5 protein-coding genes and 1 pseudogene are annotated in these 8,828 nt (G+C 56.8%); 1 reads left to right on the top strand and 5 read right to left on the bottom strand.

The window, feature by feature from the left end; translation table 11 throughout:
* The 4 genes and pseudogenes from ACR0DK_RS19805 to ACR0DK_RS19790 form a co-directional block, all read right to left on the bottom strand.
* A pseudogene (locus ACR0DK_RS19805) lies at positions 1-276 on the bottom strand (glutamine synthetase); the annotation flags it as partial.
* Positions 273-1,022, bottom strand: a complete 750-nt coding sequence (locus ACR0DK_RS19800) for an N-formylglutamate amidohydrolase (RefSeq protein WP_480737766.1) — start codon at positions 1,020-1,022, stop codon at positions 273-275. The pseudogene ACR0DK_RS19805 and the gene ACR0DK_RS19800, both read right to left, overlap by 4 nt.
* Entirely contained in the window at positions 1,019-2,719 is a 1,701-nt protein-coding gene (locus ACR0DK_RS19795; RefSeq protein WP_223117319.1) for a Na/Pi cotransporter family protein, read from the bottom strand. Before ACR0DK_RS19795 ends, ACR0DK_RS19800 begins: the two co-directional genes overlap by 4 nt.
* 4 nt (positions 2,720-2,723) lie before the next feature.
* Complete coding sequence (locus ACR0DK_RS19790; protein WP_480737763.1) at positions 2,724-3,527, bottom strand: inositol monophosphatase family protein; 804 nt, start codon at positions 3,525-3,527, stop codon at positions 2,724-2,726.
* Between the two features lie 375 nt (positions 3,528-3,902).
* Here ACR0DK_RS19790 and ACR0DK_RS19785 point away from each other — a divergent pair, with 375 nt between their 5' ends.
* Complete coding sequence (locus ACR0DK_RS19785; RefSeq protein WP_480737761.1) at positions 3,903-5,432, top strand: sulfatase-like hydrolase/transferase; 1,530 nt, start codon at positions 3,903-3,905, stop codon at positions 5,430-5,432.
* Between the two features lie 23 nt (positions 5,433-5,455).
* Here ACR0DK_RS19785 and ACR0DK_RS19780 read toward each other — a convergent pair whose 3' ends face one another.
* Complete coding sequence (locus tag ACR0DK_RS19780; protein ID WP_480737759.1) at positions 5,456-8,815, bottom strand: Tc toxin subunit A-related protein; 3,360 nt, start codon at positions 8,813-8,815, stop codon at positions 5,456-5,458.
* Positions 8,816-8,828 lie beyond the last annotated feature (13 nt).

Here is an 8,828-nt window from a genome sequence, read left to right as displayed (position 1 = left end):
GCGCAGCGTGCTCAGATCCGGCTTCATCACATAATCGCCATAGCCCCGCTCCCAACTGGTCGACGCATACCCATCCGGCGTCCCCATCTCGAGATCCGTCGCCAGCAGATAGTTGCAGCAATGCGTCTCTTCCCACGCTCCCGCAACAAAATGACCCGCATGAAACCGCTTCCCCATCAAACGGCCCTGCATATCGACCATGCATACCAATACGGTGTCGATTTCCCCGGCAGAAATCTGCGCCTTAAGATGCTCGAATGTCAGTGTCGCGCTCACGATGCGCCCTCCCTGATCGTGATATCGTTCAGCGCCGGTTCAAGCAGCGCCAGTATGTCCCGGGACATGTTGGCAACCTGTACTTCATTGCCCAAAAGATCATTGCGTACTTCGATCATCACATTGGCCAGCCCCCGGCTCAGCGCATGAAGACGGAGCGAATGCGTTACATCGTCAGCGGGGCCATAGGGCTGATTACGTTCCGTGCGGCGATGCGGGATCTGATCCATGTGATCCAGCATGGCATCGACCAGACGACTGTCCTCGTCATGGAGAAGTCCAAGTTCAACCGCGCGCGGCTTACCAAAATAGACTGGTGTGAAGGAGTGAATAGTCACAACGACTGTATCCGGACCGCGCGCATCCAGAACCTGTGCAACAGCCTGACAGAACGGGGCATACACTGCCTGGGTACGTGCATCGCGTTGCGATTGATCGAGGCCCACATTGCCCGGCACTTCGATCAGTTCTGATTTCTCGGGCATTGCGCTTGCCGCCTCGGGCGGACGGTTGCAATCATAGACCAATCGCGAGACGGTCGAGGCCACGACCGGAGCATCAAGCGCTGTCGACAGCGCCCGTGTCAGCGCCATTGCGCCCGGATCCCAAGCAGCATGGCTGACGCGCGCGGATGCGGACAACCCCAAATCATCAAACTCTGCCGGAATGCGGTTGCTTGCATGTTCACACAGCAGAACGACGCGCCCAATGCCCGTCTCGTTCAGGATTTCGACCGATCCGGTCACCCTTTGACCTCGGTATCCGCATCCTGTTCCATCTGCGGCATTTCTTCGATCAGACGGGTTTCAAGCAACTGCCCGTTGCGATACAGGATCGGATAGGCGACGGCCGCGATGTGACTGTTGAATTCGCGAAAGGCGCGCAGCGTTTCGAGGTGGATGTCGCTGGTTTCAAAGCTTTCTGCGCTGCCATGTTGCAAGCGTTTAAGGTGGCGTTTGCGACTGTCACGCTCGGCCCGCTTGATTTCGGTTTTTTCCAGGCTCAGCAGACGCGCGCTTTCCAGATCGTCCGAGATCAGCACGTTCGAGGCCAGTTTCAGGTTGGCCACAATCCCCTCGTGCATTTCGACCAGCTCTGACCAACCTTCTTTCGAGAACGCGGCCCCCTTTTTGCGCATGTCATCCGCCAATGCCGTCAGGCGTTTGGCCACCACGTCGCCCGCGGTTTCCAGGCGAATGGCATATTCCATTAGGTCCCGCGCAATCTTGGCATTTTCCTTGCCGAACGCATCAGCGGGGATAGCCGCCACATATTGCCGGATACCAGAAAGGCAATCGTTCACATCAGTATCCATGTCCCGAATGGCCCGGATCTGCTCCTTGTCGCCGCTGCGATAAAGCTCCAGCGCAGGCCGGAACATAGAGCCAACCATGTCGCTCATCCGCAGAAGCTCGCGTTTGAGGTTAGACAGGGCCTGATTGGGTCTGCTGAGGGAGTCGAGATCAAGTGCGCTGATCGGTTGCCCGGGCTGCGCGCTGCTTTCAGGACTATTCGGATCGGGCAGCAGTTTTTCGAATGGCGCGCGCAGCATGCCGCAGAACGGCAGTGCCAGAACCAAAAGCGAGGCGTTGAAAATCAGATGTGCATTCACCAGCATCTGCCCGCCTTGCAGATCGCCCAATACTCCGATTCGCAGCGCCAGGTTGGCAGCAAACAGCGAGACAATTGACCAACTGCCCCGCAACGCCAGATTAGCGAAGGGAATGCGCCTTGCAGACAGGGCCATGCCGCGTGTCAGCCAAACCGGGATGAAGGCGGACCCGAAATTAGCACCCAACACCAGTGAGAGCCCGGCGGCAAACGGGATCGCCCCGATTTGCACCAGGGTCACACACATCAAGATCGCAGCGACCGAAGAATGCATGACAAAGGCCAGCGCTCCACCGACTAGGAACGCTGTGATGTAATCACGCGCAAGATACTCGGCGATGGCGGGTAGAAAGGCGCTGTCACGGATTGGGTCCATCGCCTCGCGGAGAAAACGCAGTGAGATCAGGATGAATGCGACACCCATCAGAATACGGCCCAACTGGCGCGGTTTCTTGGCCTCTGTCTTGACGAACAGATAGCCGCCGACCGCAAGCAGTAGCGGCACCAACCAATCCAGTTTGAAGGACAGAACCTGAATGATCAGCGCCGAGCCGAGATCGCCACCCAGAACCATCGCAAGCCCGGTCGGAAAGGCCAACATCCCGCCCGCCGCAAATCCGGAGGTCAGCAATGCAACCGCGGCCGAGCTTTGCAAGACGACGGCCATTGTAAGCCCTACCATCGAGGCCTGCACATAGCTGCGCTGCCCCGTCATCACCCGCTGAAACGATGCACCATAGCTACGCTCGATGCCCGTGCGCACCATGCGCACAGCGTAGAGCAGCAGCATCGTTGCACCAGCCAGACTTATGAGGAAACTGACAATCGCCATTCCGTTATCCGTTCACCAGATCAAGCAGCTCGGAATGCAGTTGCGGCGTGGCCGCCGATATGACTCGGCCGTCGGAGTTCAGACCTAGCGGCTTACCCTCCCAATCGCTCATGATCCCGCCCGCAGCTTCAACTACGGCGGAAACCGGCAGATAGTCATAAGGCTGCAGATCATAATCGATGACCGCATCAACATGGCCCATCGCAAGCAGTGCATGCGGGTAGCAGTCATAGGCAAAGCGTCGGGTCTGTCCCGAATTCATCAACCGATCAAACAGGGCCGGATGATCCCGGTAAATCTTGTCGCCTTCGTTGACGAAAAAAACTGCGTCGCTCAATTGGCGTGTAACGCTGACCGAGACAGGCTTGCCATTCAGTGTGGCCCCTTGACCTTTCATGCCGATCAGAAATTCGTTCAGGGCAGGCATGCCGATGACCCCCAATCGGGGAACACCATTCGTGAGATATCCCAACAGGAACCCAAACAACGGATGCCCCGACAGGAATGACCGGGTGCCGTCAATGGGATCTACAATCCAGACATTCTGCCGATCCTGACCTTCGAACCCCTGCTCTTCGCCAAAGATACCGTCATCTGGAAAGTTCTCAGCCAAATATTGTCGCACAACGGCCTCGACACCCTTGTCCGCCTGTGTGACCGGGCTTTCGTCCGCCTTGAACTCAACCCCCAAACGTCCCCGAAAGTACCCGCGCGCAGCCTGCGCGGCGATATTGGCGATTTCGGCGGCGTGAATCGCGATATCTGACGTACATTCGGGCGTTGCAACGGTATTTGGTGGGGTTAGCATCTGTTTTTGTCCCTCATTGCAATGCCTTAAGCAGTATTCAGAGACGCCGTCATGGTACAGGTAAACTGGATGACTAACGGATCGCCATTGCACATGGGTGTTCCGGTTGTATCGTCACTCTGCGATGCTGCATTACGCAACATCTTTTAAGCATCAACGTCACAAAACCCCACACAGCACAGCAACATTAACCCACAAAAAACAACTTATTCAACCAAATTATTCCGTTTTTGGTTGATTAGCGGTTTCGTTTGTGGATTTTTGAGCGGTGGGTATCGCCATTCCGAGGCAAAGCAGGCAATACCGCCGCGTAGTTTTGGCAGGAATACACGCGCAGGGCCAAAGATTCGGTTCAGCGATCAGGAGCACCGGGATATGACAGACAAACACAACGTCCTGTTTATCATTACCGACCAGATGCGGGCGGATTGTTTGTTTGGGGCATTGGAGGCCCATGTTGACCTGCCTCACATGCGCGCATTGATGGAGGACAGTGTTTCTTTCACGCGGCACTTTTCCGTTACCAACCCCTGCGGGCCATCGCGCGCCTCATTGCTGACCGGGCAATACGCGATGAACCACCGGTCGGTACGAAACGGCACGCCCCTGCGCCACGATGCACCGACCATCGCCAGCGAGATGCGCAAGGCAGGGTATCTGCCGATGCTGTTTGGATATACCGACACATCACAGGACCCGCGCGTGTTTGATGCAAAAGACCCGGCGCTCAGGTCATATGAATTCCACATGGCCGGTTTTCAGGAAATGCTGGAAATGCGTTTGGAGATGTCATTCCCATGGCGTTCTCATCTGAAAAACCGTGGATATGAGTTCGAAAACTATATTGACGTGTTCAAACCGGTCGCACCCAATGGCGGCCAGCCTGCACTGAATGACCCGGCCTTCTACGCAGCCGAGGATAGCGATACCGCCTTTCTAACCGATCGGTTTCTGGAAACCATGCCGGCGTATGCGGATGATGACAGGGGATGGTTTGCACATCTGACCTACATTCGCCCGCATCCACCGCTGGTAGCCCCGGCACCATATAACCGAATGTATGACCCTGCCTCGCTACCATTGCCATCGCGACTGCTAACCGCCGAGGCCGAAGAGGCGTTGCATCCGTTTTTCGCTCCGGCACGGGCCAACAGCACGGTTGCCGGGTTTGTTGAAGGTTTCCCGGACCTTGAACCGACGGACGAGGTAGTGCAGACGCTGCGTTCGATCTATCTGGGTCTTGCCACGGAGGTAGATCATCATATCGGCCGCGTGGTTTCGTTTTTGAAAGAGACAGGGCAGTACGACAACACAATGCTGGTGGTCACCGCAGATCATGGCGAGATGCTGGGGGATCGGCACAGTTGGGGTAAGATGTCGGTTTATGATGCGGCCTATCATACACCCTTGATCGTGCGCATGCCCGATGGAGCCCGTGGTAAACGGGTCGAGGCACCCACGGAATCGATTGATATCGTTCCGACGATTCTCGAATGGATCGGGCAGACAATACCGGATTCCATGAATGGGCATTCGCTGTTGCCCTTCCTTCAGAGTGAATCCTCAACCCCGGCTGACTGGCGCCGCTATTCATTCTCGGAGCTGGACTTCGCTGATCCGCTGAACCCAACCCGCTGGCAACGCGATCTGGAAACGGGGTTAGAGGACAGCTGCCTGAGCATCCTGCGCGACGACCGGTTTACATTGGTTGAGTTTGCGGCTGATCTTCCGCCCATGCTGTTTGACGGTGAAGGGCAGGGTGAGATGGAGAACGTGGCAGAACATCCTGAACACGCCGCCACATTGGCGCGCATGACACGCGACATGTTGCGTCACCGGATGCGGAAAATGGACAAGACCCTGTCAAACTGGATGATCACCCCGGATGGTCCGCGCCATCCGTGACGTTCCTATATGGCTGAGGATCGTCAACCACCCCAGGTTACAGTCATCAGCATATCCTTGAACTCTGCGGTGTCGAAAAACAGCACGATCTCACCCGTTGGGCCTGCGGGCAACGGAACCGTCGCCAACTGACCAACCGCCAGATCGCCCAGTTCCGGACGGCGGGTCAATGTGTCCTGAACCACACCTCCGTCGCTGGTATCAGAACGATCAGACACCGTGATTGTTGCCGGAGCAGCATCCAGACTGCTTTCAGCAAAAAGATCGCACCGTTTGAGCGTCGTGAGGCGACCAGCCGACCAATAGGGATAGTGCTCGGGTCGGAGTGTCAGCCGCAGCTCGTGACGCCCACCCGCAGCGGGTGTTTCGCGGCGGAAGCGTGCCCATTCTGTCGGGAACTCGTGCCGCAGTGAGAATAGCCGCACGTTGCCCACAGTCCCGTCTGCCGCAATGTCGGACTTCAGGTGGTCAACTGCCGCATTGCGCACGGGTCCACCTCCATCCCGCGCAGTGTAACGCAGGTGCAAGACGACGTCCGAGATCGTGTCATAGTCGAACTGTTGCGGATCGCCCTGCGTTGGGTCCGCCGGCAGCTCTAGCCGCCATTCGCTGACTGCGCCCACATTTTCGAATGGTAGATAGCGATCATCAGGCATGCCCTCGAACTGACCGGTTTCCATTTGCGCCGCACTGAACACATTGCTTTCGGCGCTGTGTATATCGGCGAAACGGTCGTCTTCGGGGCCCGTGCGAACATAGCCATCCCCGATATCCGGTCGTTGCCGGATGCTGCTCTTGAGATGCACAAGTTTCGCATGGGTTCCTATATAGGGCCCGGAAACACAGGGCAGGCTGAGCGCAACACTCTTGATCCGGCGGAAGTAATGGCCCGGCCCATCCAGATCGAACTGGGCCTCGGGGATTTTAAAGGTACACCGACCTGTTCTTCGCAGATTGACCAGGGCCAGCGGATCGATTTGTAGCAGGCTGACATGTTTGGTCAGCTCGTATTCGTTGCGATTGTGCTCGTGATACGCAAGCTCCATCCGCTTGACGTCCAGCAGCAGCGCCTCGCCTGAAAGAAGACCCTTGCGACCGCCATCCCAATAGTTGAACTGCACCAGAGTTTTCTGATCCAGCTCGGGCCGCATCAGTTCGGCTTTCATGGTCTGCTCGGCGCGTCGCGCGGTATCGAAGGCAAAGCGGTAGTACTCGTAATACAGCTTTGACAACTCGCCTTGCAGCCAGCCATAGAGCTCTTCGTTGGTGTATTTGTCCTGCAAGAAATCGCGGGTCTGCTCTGTTAGACGGATTGCTTTCTTCAAGTTCAGGTATTCGCGATGCTGCGCCTGTTCCGCGATCAACGATGTCAGAATCTGACGCCCGATCTGCATCACATCATGGGCCGCCAGATTGTGCTGTAAAATCCATTCGTCGGCGCGGCGTTCATAGGCGGCGGCGCGAGCCGCCATCCCGGCCTGATCACGGTTCCAATCCGCGATCATCCCGGATACATCCCCCGCGATCCGCATGACCGAGGACAGCACGGTTCCCACCTTAAAGTCGATGGTGCCACCGAGGCCCCAATAATGCAGGTCCAGTTTCGGGTCGGGGATCGGGGTAAGCGTTGCCGAGATCGAGTGGAACACCGATTTGGCCAACGTTGTGTCCCGGGCTATTGGCAGCAGGATGTTAAGTTCTTCATTCTCTTTTTTCGACAGGTGAAGGTCTCCGTCCCCGGTTTGGCCTGACGTCTGCGCGCCATCGCCATCGCCCGGACGCTCAAGATCGGGAAACTCCAGCCGCTGAACCGGCACGTCATATTGCGCAACAAGTGCTTCGTAGGCTTCGTCGAAATTGGCCTTTGTCAGGGTCTGACGGGTCAACTCAAGGGTCTCGGGCGCATTTGGATCAGCTTCCTGACCCAGCAGGCGCTTGTAATAGTTCAATCGCTCAAGCGCCGCGCCACGGCTGCCTATCAGCGCTTGCGTCGCTGCCTCGGTGTTTTTCCATTGCAGGTAACGCAGATCGACTTGCAGTTTCTGCAAGCTGACTTCGTGCCCCTGCCGCAACAGGGCTAGCGCCTCGGCGTCGCGTTTTTCCAAGGCGGTCAGCAAGGCCGACCCGATATTTCGGACCTCTCCGGCCAATTCCGCCGCCTTCTCGATCAACACGCGCGAGCGGACGGGGCTGACCGGTTGATTCAAACCCGAAACGACAGAGCCGATATCCAGCCCAGCCGCCGCCGCCTTGACCAGCATTCCGGGATCGATCGGCGGGTCGAACAGGGCAAGCGGACGAACCTGCCCTTCGATATCCATACAGTTGCGGATTTTGAACAGCCGGTCGGCAACCGTATCCCAATAACCCAGCAGCTTTTCATTATGCGGGATGCAGAAATACAACGTGCGGGCCATACCGAATAACGGCGCAGCGCTGTCGCTGGTGCCCGCACCTGTTGGCGTTGTGAAATTGAAGGGGAACGCGCCTTCAAGCTCGACCAGTGCATTGCCCATCGGATCAAGCCCTTGCGCCCGAAGCTGCGCAAAGGTGCGTGGCGTGGTTGTTCCACCCGCAGGTGAACGCTGCGGCTTGTCGCCCAGCAAGTTCGAGGCGAGCACATAGATCTGCAGCGCTTCCATGATGGCTTCGCGCGTGAATTGCTGGAACAGGTTGTCACCCCAGGCAATCAGATTGTCGAGGTACTTCATCACCACGTGCATCATGAATGAAATCGTCCGTGTGCGCGCGACTGCAAAGGGCTGAAACGGGGTGTTTCGCACCGCTTCATACCCATTTAGGATCGCTTCTTTCTCGGCCAGCTCCGCGTCGGTGCATTCGTCGTTTGGTTTGCTGAGCAGGGTCAACAACGTATCGATGGATTGGGCTTCGCCCTCGCGAAAGGCAAGGAAACGCCAATAGCGTGTGGGCACCGGTACATCGGGGTCATTCTCGGTCGGATCGAAAATCAGATGGAACCAGCGTTGCGCTTCGGCGAAACGTTGGGTCTTGGACAAGTGCACCGCAATGGTCAGCGGCACATGGAACATCAGTTCCCAATTGTAGTTGGCATAAGGCCCACCCATCCGCGTGTCGATTTCCTTCGGGAACGAATGGATGTCGATCTTGTCGGTTTCCTGCGGGGAATAGAGGGAATTGAAGAATGACTTGCGCAAGCTTTTGTGAAACTCCGGGGACAACATCCCGGGCACACCCTGTATGTTCAGACGCTCGATCAACTCCGACACGAAGGGGTGGAAGAAGTTTTCAAACGTGTAGTCCCAGTGTTTTTCATAGCTGATAAGCTTGATCTTCTGGGGGCCGAAAATGTCCTGATCAAGCAGGTGATGATAGCCGTAAGTGCTGATCTTGCTGGTATCCATGATCAAAGTCCTT

This window comes from Ruegeria sp. CE6, from assembly GCF_056537485.1.
The sequence above is the reverse complement of the archived record's forward strand: the minus strand, read 5'-3'. Positions and strand labels throughout refer to the sequence as shown.

What these genes read in the sequence shown, in the direction of transcription:
- ACR0DK_RS19785 (WP_480737761.1), top strand. Translation starts at nt 3,903, where the DNA reads ATGACAGACAAACACAACGTCCTGTTTATCATTACCGACCAGATGCGG.
- ACR0DK_RS19795 (WP_223117319.1), bottom strand. Translation starts at nt 2,719, where the DNA reads ATGGCGATTGTCAGTTTCCTCATAAGTCTGGCTGGTGCAACGATGCTG.
- ACR0DK_RS19780 (WP_480737759.1), bottom strand. Translation starts at nt 8,815, where the DNA reads ATGGATACCAGCAAGATCAGCACTTACGGCTATCATCACCTGCTTGAT.
- ACR0DK_RS19790 (WP_480737763.1), bottom strand. Translation starts at nt 3,527, where the DNA reads ATGCTAACCCCACCAAATACCGTTGCAACGCCCGAATGTACGTCAGAT.